Raw genomic sequence first — 17737 nt, 5'->3', positions numbered from 1 at the left:
GTTCTGAAGGGCTATCCACGACTGTCGGAAACTTTTATCGCGCAGGAACTGCTCGGCCTCGAACGCGCGGGGTTCGACTTGATACTCGTCGCGCTCAGGCGGCCCACCGACGCAAAACGCCACCCCGTGCATGACGAGATCAAAGCGCCCGTCCACTACCTGCCGGAATATCTGCACGACGAGCCGCTGCGCGTGCTTCGCTCGCTGTTTGCTTGTTTGCCGCGGCCGGGTTTCTGGCGCGCGCTCGGATCGCTGGCCGCCGATATCCCCCGCGACTTTACGCGCAATCGCGCACGCCGCTTCGGGCAAGCGCTCGTGCTGGCGGCAGAATGGCCGCAAGACGCGGGGTGGTTGCATGCCCATTTCGTGCACACGCCGGCATCGGTGACACGCTATGCCAGCCAGCTTCGTGGCCAGCCGTGGAGCTGCTCGGCCCATGCCAAGGATATCTGGACTTCGGCGGACTGGGATCTGGCCGGCAAGCTTTCCTCGGCGCGTTGGACAGTCACTTGCACGAAAACCGGCTTCGACCACCTGAAAAAACTCGCCAATGGCAACTCGTCCGTGCATTTGAGCTATCATGGGCTCGACCTTGAGCGCTTCGGCAGTTTCAGTGCGGCGCGAAAGCAACATGACGGCTCGGCCCAGAGCGGACCGGTCATCATTCTGAGTGTCGGGCGCGCCGTTGCAAAGAAAGGTTACGACACCTTGCTGGGAGCCCTTGCCCTGTTGCCTGGCGATCTGGACTGGCGTTTCGAGCATATCGGCGGCGGCGAGGAACTGGAACGGCTCAAGGCGCTGGCGAAAAGGCTCGGACTGGATGGTCGCATCTCCTGGAAAGGTGCGCTGGCGCAGAAGGAGGTGCTTGAGCACTACCGCCGCGCCGACATCTTTGCCCTGGCCTGCAGGATCACCGCGGATGGCGACCGGGACGGTCTGCCTAATGTTCTGGTGGAGGCGGCCAGCCAGCGGCTTGCCTGCGTGTCCACCGATATTTCCGGCGTTCCGGAGCTCTTGTCGTCGGATGAAACCGGGCTGCTGGTTCCGACAGAAAACCCGATTGCCCTGGCACAGGCGCTGGAGCGCCTGATCCGTGATCCCGTGCTGCGCGCCCGCCTCGGCGACGCCGCGGAGGCGCGCGTGCGCGGCAATTTCGATCATATGGCGAGCATTGGACAGCTCAAGGAACTGTTCGAGCGCGAGTGGCGGGCCGCCGGTTGAAGCAGCTGCGTGCGTTCCTCTATGTCCAGCACCTGCTCGGTATCGGCCATCTCGCACGCACCAGCCGCGTCGCGGCGGCTCTGGTCGATGACGGGTTTGAGGTAACCGTCGTGACCGGCGGAGCGCCGGTCTCCGGGTTTCCGGGACCGGGGGTAAAGTCCGTAACCCTGCCACGTGTCACCTCCGGTGATGAGGGATTTTCCGGGCTTGTCGACTTGCAGGGCACCCCCATCGACGATGCTTTCAAGAAACGGCGTTCAGAAATGCTGCTGCGGGCATTCCGGGATTGCAGGCCTGATATCGTCATTGTCGAGGCGTTTCCGTTTGGACGCCGGCAGATGCGTTTCGAATTGTTACCGCTGATCGAGGCCATCGCCGCGACGTCGCCCAGACCGCTGCTGGCGACGTCCGTCCGTGATATCCTCCAGGAGCGCGTCAAGCCGGGCCGAAACGAGGAAACAGTCGATCTCATCAACAGGCATTTCGACCTGGTCATGGTCCACGGCGACCCGGCTTTCGCGACCATCGACAAGACATTTCCACTGGCCGGCGCGATCAGGGCTGAGGTCATCTACACAGGGCTCGTTGCGGCGCCGCCATCGCCCGCGGCCTCCGAGCGCTTCGACATTCTGGTGTCGGTTGGCGGCGGGGCTGCCGGAAAGAGCCTTGTTCACTCCACCATCGCAGCGGCGCGGAACGCCAAAAACGGTTGGAAATGGTGTTTGATCACCGGCCCAAACCTGCCGAAAGCCGAGTTTGACACGATCGCACGCGATGCCACGCCTGGCCTGTCCATCTTCCGGTTCCGAGAGGATTTCGCCAGCCTGCTGACCGGCGCCCGTCTGTCGGTCTCGCAGGCGGGTTACAACACGGTCTGCGATGTGCTGCGCGCGGGTTGTCGCTCGCTGCTTGTTCCATTTGCGGCCGGCGGGGAAACCGAACAGACGGTTCGCGCCCTGATGCTCGAAGAACTCGGTCTGGCAACGGTGTTGACCGAAAAGGACCTGACGCCTGAAGGTCTGGCGCAAGCGATCGAACAGGCGTTTGGGGCGCCGACGCCAGCCGCGCACCGTCTCGATCTGGAAGGCGCGCGTCGCTCGGCGCAGATTCTGCGTCAGCGGTATCGAACCTGGTCGCCGAAATCCTGACGCGGGCCGCGCCTGGGTTGGATTCGCGCAAAGCGCGTCAAACAGTTCCAATCAGCATGAAGCGCGTATACTTTTTCGTCGGCAGTTCACCGGAGAACCGCACCTCCCGTAGCGCCGCCATTGCTTCGAAGGCTGCCAGTGAAGCCACGCAGTTGATATGCGTCGGCTCGCTGAAATAATCGTTGCATTGCAGCAGTACGTTCGTGCCTCGCGGAAGCAGGGCAAGCCAAGCACCCAGATCAGCTATGTGTTCGCAGCTCGTGTTGACCACCAGGTCGGGCCGCCCGGCCGCATAATCGAGTGCGTACATATCCTCCGTCAGCGCCCGGAAGCGGTCGCCGGCTTCCCGGTTGAGGGTCCGGGCGACCGGCCCGACTTCAGGATCGATGTCGATGCTGTCGATCGCCGCAATGTCGAAACGGGCGTCGTTGAAAAGCATCGCCGGCAACACGCCGTACCATCCACCCAGAACCCATATGCGCCCGAACCGGCCGCCGCAGCTTTCGAACAGCCCGTCGAGCGCCCACATCTTGCAGGCGACCTGCTTGTGGTTGAAGGCGTTGGCGATATCGGCCTTCGGGTGCTTGGCGATGACGCGCGCCAGCCCTGCCACGAGAGGGCGATCGACATAGGCCGCAATTCCTCGGGTGAGGTCGAAGGCTTGCTCGTGCCAGTCCATGCCGGCATTGCGCGGTTGCGTGACATCCATCATATTCGCCTTGTATGTTGGGATTTCGGGCGACACAACGCAATCTTGCTGAGCGCAGCACTGCCTCCGTGCACTGCAGCTTCGAGCTTGTCATTGGCGACGAAGAAATTGCCGATACGCCATTCGCCAGCAGGTGCTTTTACATCCAGCACCCTTCCAACTGAAGGCTCCACGATCGCATATGGAACCCAGCCTAGCCCGCTACATCTGGAAGCACACCAGGAAGCAGCAGATCTGGATATTGTTGATCGTCTTGCTTTCGATGATCCCGTATTTCATGTCCTTCGACCTGCCGAAGCTGATCGTCAACGGCCCGATCCAGGGCAAGGGGTTCGAGCAACCGGGCGCGACCCTGCCCTTCATGAGGCTGCACTATAACCTGCCGTTCATTGGCGAGGTCCTGTTGTTCTCCGGCTTTCAGCTCGGCCGCAAGGCGACGCTGCTTGCCCTGAGCATTGTGTTCCTCTTGCTGGTCGTCATCAACGGCCTGTTCAAACTCTACATCAACACCTACAAGGGCCGCCTCGGCGAACGCATGTTGCGCCGTATCCGCTTCGATCTGGTCGATCGTGTGCTGCGTTTTCCGCCGATTTACTTCAAGCGGGTGAAATCCGCCGAAGTGGCGACCATGGTGAAGGACGAGGTGGAGCCGCTGGGCGGCTTCATCGGCGATGCCTTCCTGCAGCCGGTGCTGCTCGGCGGCCAGGCGCTGACGGCCATGCTGTTCATCATGGTCCAGAACGTCTGGCTCGGAGCGATAGCCATCGTGATCGTGGTGATCCAGATCGTGCTCATCCCGCGCATGCGACGGCGGCTGCTCGTGCTCGGGCGCCAACGGCAGTTGACGGCACGCGCGCTTTCGGGCCGGGTTGGCGAAATCGTCGACGGCATCGGCGCTGTTCACGTCCACGATACGTCGAACTACGAGCGCGCCGACATAGCTGCCCGGCTCGGGCTCATCTTCAAGATCCGCTTCGATCTTTACCAATGGAAATTCATGGTAAAGTTCCTCAACAATTTTCTGGCGCAGCTCACGCCCTTCCTGTTCTACATGATCGGCGGCTATCTGGTCATCGCGGGCCGGCTGGACGTCGGCCAACTCGTGGCCGTGATCGGCGCCTACAAGGACCTGCCTGGACCGATGAAGGAACTGATCGACTGGGATCAGGATCGGCAGGATGTCCAGGTCAAATACCAGCAGGTCGTCGAACAGTTCACCGTGGAGGATATCATTGCGCCGACGATCGGAGCACTGACGATCGACAATCCCGGTCCGATGACAAACCCGTTGTCGGCGGTCGGTCTGTCAATGGCGGACGATGGCGGTGCAATGCTCCTCAACCGGATCTCCATGCAGGTCAAGCCGGCCGAGACGGTGGCGCTGGTCAGCACCCCGACAGGTGGAGCGGAGGCGCTGGCAGAAGCCTTCGCGCGGCTGAACTGGCCGGAAAGCGGAAAGGTCGCTTCGGGCGCCGATGACCTGCTTGAGCTCCCCGAAGCAGTGACCGGCCGGCGCATGTCCTACGCCTCGTCGGATGTTTTCCTGTTCCAGGCAAGTCTGCGCGATAACCTGCTCTACGGGTTGAAGCATGCACCGCTGACATCGGTGACTTATGACGGCGCCGCGGCGGACCAGCAGCGCTGGAACATCGACGAGGCGCGCCGGTCGGGCAATCCGGATCTCGATATCCACAGCGACTGGATCGACTATGCTTCCGCCGGTGCTACCGGCCCGCACGACCTCTTCGAAGCGGTGCGCCGGGTGCTCGACGCGGTTCTTCTGTCGCGCGACATTCTGGATCTTGGCTTGCGCTCTTCGGCCGACCTAACGCGTCACACGAAGCTTGCCGGGCGTATCGTCGAACTGCGTGCAGCGCTGCGAACCCGGCTCGAACAGGAAGGGCTGCGCGAACTGGTGGTTCCTTTCGAGCCGGGCGCTTACAACACGGAAGCGACGATCGGCCAGAACCTGCTGTTCGGCGCTGCCGCCGGCCCCGAACTGGCCGACAAGGCTCTGGCGGCCAATCCCTATTTCGCTTCCGTGCTGAAGCAAGCCGGCCTCGACCGCACGCTCTACGAAATGGGCATGGAGATCGCCGAACAGGCGATCGAGCTGTTTGCCGACCTGCCGCCCGATCACCAGTTCTTTCAGCAGCTCGCCTTCATGAGCGCCGAGGAGATCCCCGCCTACGAGACCTTGCTGCAGCGGCTCAAGAACCGTTCCTACGAGGCGGTTTCGGAGGCCGACCGCGCCATGATCATCACTTTGAGCTTTGCCTATATCGAGCCCCGGCACCGCTTCGGCCTGCTGACCGACGAGCTGATGAGCAAGATCGTCGCCGCACGCAACCAGTTCTATGAAAACCTGCCGCCCGAGCTGCAAAACGCGATCGAACGGTATGATCCCGCCAAATATATCGCCGCGGCCACCGTCATGGACAATGTCCTGTTCGGGCGTCTGGGCAACAACCATCCCGACGCGCCGGACCGCATACGCTCCATCGTCTATGAAATTCTTGACGAGCTGGGGCTTTATGCCGAGCTTCTGAATGTCGGCCTGGATTTCAACGTCGGTGCCGGCGGCAGGCGGCTGACCAGTGGACAGCGACAGAAGCTCGATGTTGCCCGGGCCTTGCTCAAGCGTCCCGATTTTCTCATCCTCAACCGGCCGCTGTCGGCGCTCGACCAGCGCATTCAGGAAAAGGTGCTGCGAAACGTGCTCGAGGAAGCCAGACGCGACGGCCATTCGCCGGCAATTGTGTGGGTCGTGACGAGTCCGGCAATGGCCACAGGGTTCGATCGCGTTATCGTCTTTGACTCGGGTCAATTGGTGGAAGACGGTACACACGAGACACTTTTGGCAGGGAACGGTATCTTCAAGGAACTTCTGTCATAGTCTGGCAGACGCGAATTTAGGAAGGTTTGCGACAATGCTGCTCAAGGATGAAGTTGGAATGCTGCAACGCGTTCCCTTGTTCTCTGGCATTGAGCCGGCAAAGCTCAAGCTGCTCGCGTTCACATCCGATCGCGTGAAATACAGCGCCGGCCAGATTCTTTTCCGGCAGGGCGACGAGGCGGACGCCGCCTATGTCATCCTTTCAGGCAGCGCGGACATTCTGGTCGATTCCGATAACGGGCCGATAAAAGTTGCCGAACTGCTGCCAAATTCGATCGTCGGCGAGATCGCCATATTGTGCAACAGCTCCCGCACTGCCGCCGTCAGAGCGGCAACTGATCTGGAGGCCTTGAGAATCCGCAAGGATCATTTCCTGAGGCTTATGAGGGAGTTCCCGGAAATGACGATCGAGATATTGCGGGTTCTTGCCGATCGGCTAAGCCATACGACCGCGGATCTGATCGACGCACGAACCGCCTAGAGCTACGATGGGCGAAAGTAGTATGGACGACGATTTTTTCCTGGTCAGATTTTGGGGCGTGCGCGGCAGCATTGCGGTAGCCGGGCCAGAATTCGCTCGCTATGGCGGCAACACAGTCTGCATTGAGATGCGATGCGGCAAGCATACGCTTCTGTTCGACGCGGGCTCTGGCCTGCGGCCTGCCGGCAGGGCGTTTCAGGCGGCGGATATGACCGATTTCGACCTGCTTTTCACCCATTGCCACTACGATCACATCATCGGGCTGCCGGCTTTTGCGCCGATCTTTGACCCGAGCGCCAAGCTTACCATTTGGTCCGGGCATCTTGCCGGGCGCATGACGACCCGGCAGATGATCGATGAGTTCATACGGCCGCCGTGGTTTCCGGTGAAAATGGACGTCTGCAAGGCAAAGCTCGACTGCCGCGATTTCGTATCCGGAGACGTGCTTCGGCCGCGCGAAGGGGTCGTGGTTCGGACCGGCAGCCTTGCCCATCCGGGCGGCTGCATAGGCTACCGGGTCGAGTGGGGCGGCCGCATCGTGGCGGTGATCACGGACACCGAGCACGAGCCGGGCAAACTCGATCAGTCGGTGCTCGGCCTCATCGACGATGCCGACCTCGTCATTTACGATTGCACCTACACCGAGAAGGAAATGGAACGCCGCCGCGGTAACGGCCACTCGACATGGCAACAGGGCGTCAAGCTCTGTGAGGCGGCCGGCGCGCGGGGGCTCGCGCTATTTCACCACGACCCGGCACGCACCGACGAGCAACTGGACGAGATGGAGAAACTGGCCAAGGACCGGTTTGCCGGCGCGTTTGCCGCGCGGGACGGCCAAACGCTCGAATTTCCAGTGCAGAAAAAGCGCTGAGCTATTTTCCTCCAGAGCCCTGTCCTGATGGATCGCGGCGTTCGATCAATGTGCTGATCGGAAGCCAGGCGCAGGATTCAGCCCGTGCGGTGACTGCGAATAGCCGTTCGAGGAAAAGCCATGCCGATTCATCATGGACGAGATGGTGCGTGAGCAGGCCGACCGGCTCGGCGCCGTCGAATGCCTGCTGCAATTGCGCGATAATGGCCTGAACCAACAGGCCATGGTCGCGGCAGCCGCGGGTGCCATGCCAATCCATGATGTCGACATTGCTGTTGATGACCGCCAGGGGAGCGGGCTTCGGCGGGCCGAAGACCGACAATGCCGCAAATCCTATAGATCCAAGGTCGGATACCACGCCGGCGTCGATCCTGTTCCAGGGCGGGACCAGCATCGGAACGGCACGTGCGCCGTGCAGGCCGGTTACGCGCGACAGCCCGCGGGCCAGATCATCGAGCACCGCCTCGGGTGGGCGATGTGCGCCGAGCTCCTGCTTTTTCTGGTCCTCGGGCGCATGATTTCGGTGCGCCCAGCCATGGATGGCGACCGTGGCATGCGGCGCCTCGTCAAGCCGGACGACAAGTTTCCCATCAGTCAGGGCCGGGATGACGGCCAGCGTGACCGGAACCGCGAATTCACCGGTCAGGTCGAGCAGCCGATCAAGCGCCGGCGTCGGATCCACGGCGTCGTCGTCGCGCAGCCAGAACTCCGCCCTGCGGCCCGTCCGTCGCAGGCGCGCCAGCTCTTTCACCAAGGGCTGCCAGATCGGATCAGATGTCATGAGACCGGGATCTTCTCGAGAAGTTCGGCCAGCCGCGCCGCTGCAGTACCGAGGGAACGTTCTTCGAGGATGAAACGTCTGGCTTCTGCGGCCATGAGGGTTCTTTCGTCGTTACGGGCCAGAAGCCTTTCAATGGCGGAAGCGAACGCCGCCACATCGCCCGGCGGGGTGAGAAACCCGGTCTGGCCATCCCGCACGACCTCCGGCACGCCGGCGATGTTCTGGGCCACCACCGGAAGGCCGGCGGCCTGTGCTTCAAGATAGGCCACACCATAGGCCTCGCCGAACCCGGGCCAGACGTAAATTCCCCCTCTGTAAAGGACATCCGGCACGGCTGCCGGCTCGATCGCGCCGAGCCATTCGATACGCTCTGCGGGCAAGCCGGCGAATTGCGCCTTGACCTCGTCACGGGCAGGCCCCTCCCCGACGACCGACATGGTCCAGGGCAGATGGCCGATCGAACCGAGCGCTTGCGCCAGCATGCGATAACTTTCGACTTTGTCGCCCGGGCGCATCATGGCGACTGTAACCAGGCGCGTCGGGCAACCGCGTGCCGGCTTTTCCCGGAATGCCGATGTGTCGATGAAGGGCGACAGTATGCCTAGAGAGGCATCGGGAATGGCATCTGCCAGTCCCCGGCGATCCCTTTGCGTGAAGCAGATGTTCAGCGCTGCCTGTTCGATGGCTCGCACCACCAACGCTTGGCTATCGGCCCACAAACCAGCGTTGCGCCGCCTGGAATAGGAGGCTTCCGCTGTCACATAGGGGACAGCAAAGGCCGACGCCAGCTCGGGTCCGATCAGGTCGGGCGCCTTGTAGTAGGGATGATAGGAGAACCAGAGGTCGGGCTTGCCGTCACGGTGCCAAAGCTTTGTCAGCCGAGCGGCTTCCTCTCGGGCCTCGATCTTGAGCGCATCGAAACTTTTCGACTCCGGTTGGCGTAGATAGAAACGCAATTCGGATGCCAGTTGGACGCTATGCCCTCCATGCTCCAGCGCCTTGACCAGCATCCGCGCCATCTGGCGGTCGCCGGAGACAACGGGATGATTGGGTGACTTCAGCGGCGCATAGAAGGCAATTCGCATCGCGCGACCCTATCATCGCAAAGCCAGGGCAAGTCAATTTCGAAGCACGATCGACTTCACCTTCAAGCAGTGGAATGTGCTATCTGATGCTCATGGAAATAGCTGCCGCTTCCGACCCGTTTGTGGCTTCTTTGCCGGTCTTCGCAAAGTTCGAAAGCGTTGCCGATATCGATAACTATCGACCTCTCCCCGATGGCTGGGCGATCGCCACCGCCGACATCGTCGGCTCGACCAAGGCGATCGAGGCCGGGCGCTATAAAACCGTCAATATGGCCGGCGCCAGCGTCATTTCGGCGCTGCTCAATGCGCTGGGTCGGCAAGACCTTCCCTATGTCTTCGGCGGTGACGGCGCGCTCGTGGCGTTCCCCGGCTCGGCGCTGGAACTCGCCCGCAACGCGCTGGCTGCTGTCCAGAGATGGGTGGCGGACGAACTGGACCTGACCTTGCGTGCGGCAATCGTGCCGATAAAGGATATAAGGGCGCAAGGCCTCGACGTCCGCGTGGCGAGGTTTCAGGCCTCCGAAGCGGCCTTCTACGCCATGTTCGCCGGCGGCGGCGGCAGTTGGGCGGAAGCCGAGATGAAAGCGGGGCGCTACCGCATCGATCCAGCGCCGGCCGGCGCGCGGCCGGATCTGACCGGCCTCTCCTGTCGCTGGAACCCGATCGAAGCCCGGCATGGCGAAATCGTTTCGATCATAGCCGTACCGGGGCCGGCGCGCGACTTGCGCGGTTTTCAGTTTCTGGCTTCCGATATCATCGCCCTCGCCGGCAGGCAGGAACGCGATGGTCACCCGGTGCCGGTGGACGGGCCGGACTACAGTTTGCTGCCCGCCGGCCTCGATGTCGAGGCGCGTGCCGCGGCGCCGCCGGGGCGGCGGTGGTTGGCGAAGCTGTGGGTAATCTTCCTGATGACGCTTACGGCTGTCGCCGACAGATTTGGCTGGACGATCGGCAAGTTCGATCCGAAGGTCTACAAACGCGACGTGGCCAGTAATTCGGATTTCCGCAAGTTCGACGACGGCTTGAAGATGACCATCGATGTTGACGCGGATGTGTTGCAACGGATCGAGAACCGGCTGAAACAGGCAGAAGAGGCGGGCATCTGCCGCTATGGCCTGCACCGCCAGCAGTCGGCCTTGATGACATGCCTCGTAATCTCGCCGCTACAGCCCGATCACGTTCATTTCATCGATGGCGCCTCCGGTGGCTATGCGATGGCTGCCGCAAGCCTGAAGGCGAAGGTGCCTGTCTGATGGCGGCTTGCCGAAATCGGTTCTCCGCAATATGCCTTTCTGATCGTCGACACACGCAATGTATTTGGCCGCCTCGGGCTGGGCCGAGATACGGTGGTGAAGGCCTGACGGCGTCCGAGCCGGGCAATTTTTTGCCCGATGTCAGGATCGTGATTGCACTCCGCCGGCAGCCTCGCCACATATGTGCGCCAGCAGATAGATGCAGTTATGCCTGCTCCTTCCCTGCTTCGAGGTGTGGCGGATCAAAGGAGAAGGCTCGTCTTCGACGGGTTTCGAGGTAGCATGAGCACAGCGCAAACAGAAATTTCGACCATTCTCATGGACAAGGTTGCCGATTGGCTGACCCAATCGGCTTTGGCCGGCAACGACTTGGAAACATTGGTAAAGGGGTTTTGCGAGCGGCTGGCTGCTGCCGGCCTGCCGCTGAAGCGGGTGCATTTGAGCTTTTCGATGCTTCATCCGCTTTATGACGCGCTTGGTTTCACCTGGATTCGCGGCCAAGGCATGGAGGTGGAAGGCTTCCGCAAACAGGACGGCGTTCATTCTGATAGGTTCCTAACCAGCCCATACTACCATCTGCTCAGCAACAAGCTCGACCATCTGCGGCGTCGGCTCGACCCGGCGGTCCCGTCGGAATTTCCTGTTTTCGATGAACTCAGGCTAATGGGCGTGACCGATTACATGGCTTTCGTCCATCCCTTCAACGGCAATACCAGTCAGGGCATGATCGGGTCCTGGTCCACCGACAGTGCTTCAGGTTTCAGCGACAGCATGATTTCGGCGCTGCTGCGTATCCAAAACCATCTCGCCATCGCAACCAAAATGGCGGTGCTCACCAAGTTGGCCGACAACATGATGACCACTTATCTCGGCGGCGACGCCGGGAGACGCGTGCTGGACGGCCAGATCAAACGCGGCGAGGGCGACACGATCCGGGCCGCACTGGTCATGGCCGATATGCGCGGGTCGACAAAGCTTGCCGAAACTTCCGGCCGCGAAATCTACATCGATACGCTGAACCAGTTTTTCGATGCCATTGCAGCACCTTTCAATCGCAAAGGCGGGCAGATCATGAGTTTCATCGGTGATGGCTTCATTGCCGTCTACCCTTGCGAAAGGCATCGCTCGCAGTCCGAGATCGCCTGCCAGTCTGCTCTGGCGGCAGCGCACAAGGCCACTGCGCGCATGATGGATCTCAATCTGCGAAGGAAGGAAAAAGGCTTGTCCGACATAAAATTTGGCATCGGCCTGCATGTCGGCAACGTGATGTTCGGCAATGTCGGGCTTACCGACCGGCTCACATTCTCTGTCTTCGGCTCGGCTGTAAACGAGGTCCAGCGCCTCCAGACCCTGACCAAGAAATATCCGCACCGCGTTCTCGCCAGCAAGGACTTCGCCAGCTATTGCGGCGCCAACAGCTGGCTGACGCTCGGCAGCGAGGAACTGGCCGGGATCAAGCAGAAGCTGACGGTGCTTTCACCCGATCTGTCGGGCGCTCTCGCACTCGATGAAGACGGTGCGCTGGAGCCGATTTACGACCGGAGATCGGAGGCCGAGCAGGTCATGCTGCTTCATCGCGATGCCGCACGGCTGTCGGCGGGCGACCGGAGGAAGCTCCAGTAGCCAGCCCCAATCTGATCCGAACGCCTTGGTAAGCAGTCCGGTCGCTGGTTCCGCCGCTGGCGATCGTTCGAATCCAAGTTGCTCTAGGCTGGCAATGCGGTAGTCTTGCTTCCAGGGCCTGCCGCCTGGCAGGCCCCAGGGTGGGGCTGGTGTGAGAATGAATGCAGGCGTTGATCTGCTGCGGATCGAGGATGTTGGCATCTCTTTTGCCATTATCGGGGGACCGTTGCATGCCGTCAGACGTGCAAATCTCCGCGTCCTGCCCGGCAAGGTTACCGCGCTTGTGGGCGAGTCCGGTTCCGGAAAATCGGTTCTCAGCCAGGCAGTGATGGGCATTTTGCCGAACACAGCCCATGTTCGCGGCCGTATCCTGTTTTCCGATCCTGAAAAGCCCGGCACGACGCAGGATATCCTGCAGATGCCGCGTGACGGGCCCGAAATCCGGGCGTTGAGAGGCAGCCGCATCGGCAAGATCTTTCAGGAGCCTATGACATCGCTGTCGCCGCTGCACACGATCGGCAACCAGGTCAGCGAATCCCTGCAGATTCATACGCCCATGGCGCGGGCGGAGCGAAAGGCGCGGACTGAGGAAATGCTCAGCCTTGTCGGCTTTCCCAATCCCAAGCGCGCCTATGACATGTATCCGTTTGAACTTTCGGGAGGATTGCGTCAGCGCGCCATGATCGCCATGGCGCTGATCTGCCGGCCCGCTTTGTTGATCGCCGACGAGCCGACGACGGCGTTGGACGTCACCATCCAGGCACAAATCCTGCAATTGCTACGCGAGCTTCAGACCAAGCTGAACATGGCGATGCTGCTGATCACGCACGACCTCGGCGTGGTCGCCAATGTTGCCGACGAGGTGGTGGTCATTTACCATGGCGAGATCATGGAAGCGGGACCTGTCGAGGCAATATTCCGCCGGCCAGGTCACCCTTACCTGAAGGGCCTGATGGCAGCCGTTCCGCATTTCGACCTGAAGCCGGGCGAGAGGCTGAAGGCGCTCCGAGAGGTGCCAGTGAACGTCGGCACCCTGCTGGGCAAGCAGACGGCGCCGGCATCGAAGGGGCCGAGCGACATCCTGCTGTCGGTCAGGGACCTGGCAAAGGTCTTTACCATCCGCAAGTCCGGATGGTTCGGCGGGGATCGTCAAACCTCTGTTCGCGCCGTGGACGGCGTGAGCTTCGATATCAGGCGGGGTGAGTGTCTGGGCCTGGTCGGCGAAAGCGGTTGCGGTAAAACCACCGTCAGCAAGATCCTGATGCGGGCTATCACCCCTTCCGGCGGCTCGGTGGTCTTCAACGGCCGCCAAGGACCGATCAACGTCCTGGAAGCTGAGGGAGACGCCCTGCGCACGCTGCGCGCGAAAATCCAGATGGTCTTCCAGGATCCGGTCTCGTCGCTTTCACCTCGCATGACGGTGGAAAACATCTTGAGCGAGCCGCTGGAAATCCATCAACGGGGCAATGCCGCGTCCCGACTAGCCACCGTCAAGAGCCTGATGCAGGCAATCGGGCTCGATCCGCGCTTCATCAAGCGTTATCCGCACAGTTTCTCCGGCGGGCAGCGTCAGCGTATCGGCATCGCGCGCGCGTTGGCCCTGGGGCCGGAACTCCTGATCTGCGACGAGCCGGTTTCGGCGCTCGACGTCTCTGTCCAGGCGCAGATCCTGAACCTCCTGAAGGACCTGCAGAAGGAACTGGGCCTGACTTACCTGTTCATATCCCACAATCTGGCGGTGGTGGACTATATGGCGGATCGCATCGCGGTGATGTGCGGCGGACGTATCGTCGAGCTTGCGCCGCGCGAAATTCTGCTCAGGAAACCGATCCACCCCTACACGCGCTCACTGGTCGCCGCGGTCCCATTCCCCGATCTCGACCGGCCGATGGATTTCAAGACGCTGAAGCTCGGCGGCGCTTCCGACGCCAGCGCATGGGGACCGCAATTCCGCGACGAAGGCGACGAGGATGTGCTGTCGCCGATCGATCTTGGCGGCGGCCACCTCGTGCTGGCCCGGCGTTCGGCCGATGTCAGTGAGTTGCGCCATTGATCAGCCGTCGCACCCTCCTTGGTCTCATGGCTTCGGCACTTCTGCCGGGCACGTCGCGCGCTGGCGATCTGGAGCCGGATTTTCTTCAGCCGGAGCTGAAAGCCAGGGCGCTGCCGGCACTCGCAGAGCGCCTGCCCAAGAGCCCGCGCGTATTGAACCTCGCTGCGATGGGCCGGCAACCCGGCCAGTATGGCGGCACGCTGCGTACCATCATCGGCAGCCAGAAAGATATCCGGATGATGACGATCTACGGATATGCCCGTCTGGTCGGCTATGACGAGAAGCTTAACTTGCAAGCCGACATTCTCGAAAGCTTCGACGTAGCGGATGATCGCGTCTTCACGTTCAAGATTCGGGAAGGGCATAAATGGTCCGACGGCAGCCTGTTGACGCCGGAGGATTTTCGTTATTGCTGGGAAGATGTCTGGCTGAACGATGAGCTTACGCAAGGCGGGCTCGCCCCTGCCCTGCTGGCGGACGGCAAGCCGCCACGTTTCGAGATCGTCGATCCGTTGACTGTCCGCTACAGTTGGGATGCGCCAAATCCCGACTTCCTGCCCAAGCTTGCCGCTGCCTCGCCGACACCGCTTGTTTTGCCGGCCGCCTATCTCAAGCAGTTCCACAAGAAATACCAGGATCCATTCCGGCTCGCCGGCCTGATGACGGAGAACCGGGCAAAGAAATGGACGCTCCTGCATATCCGCATGTCGCGGCAGTATCGCCCGGAGAATCCGGAGCTGCCCACGCTCGATCCCTGGCAGAACCGGACCAAGCCGCCGGCTGAGCAGTTCATCTTCGAGCGCAACCCGTTCTTTCATCGAATAGACGAGAATGGCCGGCAACTGCCCTATGTCGACCGGTTCATCATGAATGTCAGCTCGTCGGCGATCATTTCCGCCAAGACCGGTGCGGGCGAGAGCGACCTGCAATGCATGGGAATTGACTTCGCCGATTACTCTTTCCTGAAGGATGCGGAGAAGCGTTACCCCGTGAAGATGCATCTGTGGAAACGCATACAGGGTTCGCGGCTGGCGGTGCTGCCCAATCTGAATTGTGCCGACCCGGTGTGGCGTGGCCTTTTGCGTGACGTGCGCGTGCGCCGCGCACTTTCGCTCGCTGTGGACCGGCGCGAGATCAATATGGCCGTGTTCTACGGATTGGCGCGGGAAAGCGCCGATACGATCCTGCCGGAGAGCCCGCTCTACCGGCCGGAATTCGCGAAGGCCTGGGTCGCCCATGATCCCGACCAGGCCAATGCCCTGCTGGACGAGGTCGGGCTTCAGACACGTGACGATGACGGCCTGCGGTTACTTCCCGATGGGCGCCCGGCGCAGATCATCGTGGAAACGGCCGGCGAAAGCACGCTGGAGACCGACGCGCTCGAACTCATCACCGATCACTGGCGCAAGATCGGCATCGCCCTGTTCATCCGGACTTCGCAGCGCGACATCTTCCGCAGCCGCGCTCTTGGCGGCGAGATCATGATGTCGATGTCGTCGGGCATCGACAATGGCGTGCCGACCGCAGACATGAACCCATACCAGCTGGCCCCCACCATCGACGACCAACTGCAATGGCCGCTCTGGGGCGCCTACTATCTGTCCCATGGCAAGATGGGTGAGGCGCCCGATCTTCCTGAAGTGGTCGAGTTGATGGCTTTGCTCAAGCGCTGGAACGCATCGACCGAAGCCACGGAGCGCGCCGAAATCTGGAATTCAATGCTGTCGATCTACACCGATCAGGTGTTCTCGATCGGTACGGTGAACGAAACACTTCAGCCGATTCTGGTGTCCTCGCGGCTGCGCAATCTGCCTGACAAGGCACTCTTCGGCTATGACCCGACCGCCTATTTCGGTGTCTACATGCCGGATACATTCTGGCTTGGAGGCTCCTGAGCGTGCTTCGATATATTGTCTGGCGCATCGCTGTGATGGTTCCAACGCTGCTGGTCATATCGGCGCTGGTGTTCACCATCATCGAACTTCCACCGGGTGACTATTTCGACAGCTATGTCGCCGAGCTTCGGGCCCAGGGCGAAGCGGTCGATTCCGATCGCATCAAAATGATGCGGAAGGAATATGGTTTCGACCAGCCGCCCGTCATTCGCTACTTCTACTGGGTCGGCGGGATGCTGCACGGCGATTTCGGCTATTCCTTCGAGTATGAGCTGCCGGTTCGCGACGTCGTCGGGGACCGAATGTGGCTGACCGTCCTGGTTTCCTTCGTCACGATCATCTTCACCTGGCTCATTGCCTTTCCCATCGGCATGTACTCCGCCACGCATCAATACAGTTGGGGCGACTACGGCCTTACTCTCTTCGGCCTTCTCGGCCTTGCCATTCCGAATTTCATGCTGGCGCTGATCCTGATGTATTTCGCCAATATCTGGTTCGGCACCTCCATCGGCCATCTCATGGACCCGCAATATCTCAGTGAGCCGATGAGCTGGGCCAAGGCGAAGTCGATCCTCGCCCATCTCTGGATCCCGGTCTTGATCATCGGCACCGGGGGCACGGCAAGCATGATCCGACGGCTGCGCGCCAATCTGCTCGACGAGTTGCACAAGCAATATGTCGTGACAGCGCGCGCCAAAGGCCTTCATCCCTTCAAGGCACTGGTCAAATATCCGCTGCGCATGGCGCTCAATTTCTTCATTTCCGATATCGGCTCGATCCTGCCGGCCATCATCTCCGGTGCCGAAATCACCGCGATCGTGCTGTCCTTGGAAACGACCGGGCCGATGCTGATCAAGGCGCTGCAGAGCCAGGACATGTATCTGGCGGGTTCGTTCCTGATGTTCCTCGCCTTCCTGACGGTGATCGGTGTCCTGATTTCCGACCTGGCGCTGGCGCTGCTTGATCCACGAATTCGTTTGCAGGGCGGCAGCACCAAATGAACAAGCAATCGCCCCTGCCCGCTCCGGGTGCCCCACTGCAACACTACGTTTCCATCGCGCCCTTTGACCTGCAATCAGTCGAAGCCATGACGGCGGAGCAGTCGAAGGTCTTTCAGGCGTCGCAGTTGCGCCTGATGTGGTGGAAATTCCGACGGCACCGGCTTGCCCTTGTATCCGGCATATTTCTGGCAGCGCTCTATTTCGGGATCCTGATCTGCGAGTTCCTGGCGCCCTACAATCTGCACACGCGCAACATGGACTACATCTATTCGCCGCCGCAGCAGGTGCACCTGTTCCACAACGGCCAGCTTGTCGGGCCCTTCGTCTATGGTCGCCAGATGACGCTGGATATGGACACACTCAAGCGGAACTACATCGACAACCAGGATGATGTTCAGCGGATTCGTTTCTTTTGCAAGGGCGACCGTTACCGGTTCTGGGGCCTGGTCGAAGGTGACAGGCATTTTGTCTGTCCTGCTGAAAACGGCCAGCTCTTTCTGGCCGGCACCGACAGGCTGGGGCGCGATGTGTTCTCGCGTATCATCTATGGCGCACGCATTTCACTGACAATCGGCCTTGTCGGCATCAGTTTCAGCTTCCTGCTCGGCATTGTCATAGGCGGACTGGCTGGCTACCACGGCGGTGTCTTCGACCTGATCGTCCAACGGATCATCGAAGTTCTGCAATCGATCCCCAGCATTCCGCTATGGCTGGCTCTGG

General features: G+C 61.1%; 13 protein-coding genes and 1 pseudogene. 11 read left to right on the top strand and 3 right to left on the bottom strand.

Annotated elements, in window-relative coordinates; translation table 11 throughout:
- Together EOA36_RS05465 and EOA36_RS05460 are read left to right on the top strand one after the other, a co-directional pair.
- Nucleotides 1-1221 (top strand): glycosyltransferase family 4 protein (locus EOA36_RS05465; RefSeq protein ID WP_145969113.1); only part of this gene is annotated, 1221 nt, incomplete at its 5' end.
- On the top strand, nucleotides 1218-2369 hold the full coding sequence (locus tag EOA36_RS05460; protein WP_127275932.1) for a glycosyltransferase family protein: 1152 nt from the start codon (nucleotides 1218-1220) through the stop codon (nucleotides 2367-2369). The genes EOA36_RS05465 and EOA36_RS05460, both read left to right, overlap by 4 nt.
- A gap of 37 nt (nucleotides 2370-2406) precedes the next feature.
- Here the strand turns inward: EOA36_RS05460 and EOA36_RS05455 are convergent, their stop codons facing one another.
- A complete protein-coding gene (locus tag EOA36_RS05455; protein WP_127275930.1) occupies nucleotides 2407-3078 on the bottom strand; it encodes a class I SAM-dependent methyltransferase in 672 nt (223 codons plus the stop codon).
- Between the two features lie 181 nt (nucleotides 3079-3259).
- Here EOA36_RS05455 and EOA36_RS05450 point away from each other — a divergent pair, with 181 nt between their 5' ends.
- From EOA36_RS05450 to EOA36_RS05440, 3 genes are read left to right on the top strand one after another with little or no spacing between them, the layout of a single operon-like run.
- Nucleotides 3260-5974, top strand: coding sequence for an ABC transporter ATP-binding protein (locus EOA36_RS05450; protein WP_127275929.1), 2715 nt, complete (start codon nucleotides 3260-3262; stop codon nucleotides 5972-5974).
- A gap of 34 nt (nucleotides 5975-6008) precedes the next feature.
- Nucleotides 6009-6455, top strand: a complete 447-nt coding sequence (locus tag EOA36_RS05445) for a cyclic nucleotide-binding domain-containing protein (protein WP_127275928.1) — start codon at nucleotides 6009-6011, stop codon at nucleotides 6453-6455.
- A gap of 22 nt (nucleotides 6456-6477) precedes the next feature.
- The gene (locus tag EOA36_RS05440) at nucleotides 6478-7326 is read left to right on the top strand and encodes an MBL fold metallo-hydrolase (RefSeq protein ID WP_127275927.1); all 849 of its coding nucleotides are present in this window, start codon (nucleotides 6478-6480) and stop codon (nucleotides 7324-7326) included.
- Between the two features lies 1 nt (nucleotide 7327).
- Here EOA36_RS05440 and EOA36_RS05435 read toward each other — a convergent pair whose 3' ends face one another.
- Entirely contained in the window at nucleotides 7328-8107 is a 780-nt protein-coding gene (locus EOA36_RS05435) for a polysaccharide deacetylase family protein (RefSeq protein WP_127275926.1), read from the bottom strand.
- Nucleotides 8104-9192: a glycosyltransferase family 4 protein gene (locus EOA36_RS05430; RefSeq protein ID WP_127275925.1), complete on the bottom strand. Its 1089-nt coding sequence runs from the start codon at nucleotides 9190-9192 to the stop codon at nucleotides 8104-8106. Before EOA36_RS05430 ends, EOA36_RS05435 begins: the two co-directional genes overlap by 4 nt.
- A 74-nt stretch (nucleotides 9193-9266) precedes the next feature.
- On the opposite strand from EOA36_RS05430, the gene EOA36_RS05425 reads away from it, so the two are divergent.
- The 6 genes and pseudogenes from EOA36_RS05425 to EOA36_RS38065 form a co-directional block, all read left to right on the top strand.
- Complete coding sequence (locus EOA36_RS05425) at nucleotides 9267-10445, top strand: DUF3095 domain-containing protein (protein ID WP_127275924.1); 1179 nt, start codon at nucleotides 9267-9269, stop codon at nucleotides 10443-10445.
- Between the two features lie 282 nt (nucleotides 10446-10727).
- Nucleotides 10728-12068 (top strand): adenylate/guanylate cyclase domain-containing protein, encoded by a 1341-nt coding sequence (locus tag EOA36_RS05420; RefSeq protein WP_127275931.1) that lies wholly within the window; start codon nucleotides 10728-10730, stop codon nucleotides 12066-12068.
- A 157-nt stretch (nucleotides 12069-12225) separates the two neighbouring features.
- A complete protein-coding gene (locus tag EOA36_RS05415; protein ID WP_127275923.1) occupies nucleotides 12226-14121 on the top strand; it encodes an ABC transporter ATP-binding protein in 1896 nt (631 codons plus the stop codon).
- Entirely contained in the window at nucleotides 14118-16016 is a 1899-nt protein-coding gene (locus EOA36_RS05410; RefSeq protein ID WP_127275922.1) for an ABC transporter substrate-binding protein, read from the top strand. The genes EOA36_RS05415 and EOA36_RS05410 overlap by 4 nt, the downstream gene beginning before the upstream one ends.
- A 2-nt stretch (nucleotides 16017-16018) precedes the next feature.
- Entirely contained in the window at nucleotides 16019-17017 is a 999-nt protein-coding gene (locus tag EOA36_RS05405; RefSeq protein WP_127275921.1) for an ABC transporter permease, read from the top strand.
- A pseudogene (locus EOA36_RS38065) lies at nucleotides 17014-17737 on the top strand (ABC transporter permease); the annotation flags it as partial. The gene EOA36_RS05405 and the pseudogene EOA36_RS38065, both read left to right, overlap by 4 nt.

It is taken from the genome of Mesorhizobium sp. M8A.F.Ca.ET.021.01.1.1, from assembly GCF_003998025.1.
Classification (GTDB): domain Bacteria; phylum Pseudomonadota; class Alphaproteobacteria; order Rhizobiales; family Rhizobiaceae; genus Mesorhizobium.
This window is presented reverse-complemented; position numbering and strand designations above follow the sequence as displayed.

What these genes read in the sequence shown, in the direction of transcription:
- EOA36_RS05415 (WP_127275923.1), top strand. Translation starts at nt 12,226, where the DNA reads ATGAATGCAGGCGTTGATCTGCTGCGGATCGAGGATGTTGGCATCTCT.
- EOA36_RS05430 (WP_127275925.1), bottom strand. Translation starts at nt 9,192, where the DNA reads ATGCGAATTGCCTTCTATGCGCCGCTGAAGTCACCCAATCATCCCGTT.
- EOA36_RS05450 (WP_127275929.1), top strand. Translation starts at nt 3,260, where the DNA reads ATGGAACCCAGCCTAGCCCGCTACATCTGGAAGCACACCAGGAAGCAG.
- EOA36_RS05425 (WP_127275924.1), top strand. Translation starts at nt 9,267, where the DNA reads ATGTGCTATCTGATGCTCATGGAAATAGCTGCCGCTTCCGACCCGTTT.
- EOA36_RS05455 (WP_127275930.1), bottom strand. Translation starts at nt 3,078, where the DNA reads ATGGATGTCACGCAACCGCGCAATGCCGGCATGGACTGGCACGAGCAA.
- EOA36_RS05440 (WP_127275927.1), top strand. Translation starts at nt 6,478, where the DNA reads ATGGACGACGATTTTTTCCTGGTCAGATTTTGGGGCGTGCGCGGCAGC.
- EOA36_RS05420 (WP_127275931.1), top strand. Translation starts at nt 10,728, where the DNA reads ATGAGCACAGCGCAAACAGAAATTTCGACCATTCTCATGGACAAGGTT.
- EOA36_RS05435 (WP_127275926.1), bottom strand. Translation starts at nt 8,107, where the DNA reads ATGACATCTGATCCGATCTGGCAGCCCTTGGTGAAAGAGCTGGCGCGC.
- EOA36_RS05445 (WP_127275928.1), top strand. Translation starts at nt 6,009, where the DNA reads ATGCTGCTCAAGGATGAAGTTGGAATGCTGCAACGCGTTCCCTTGTTC.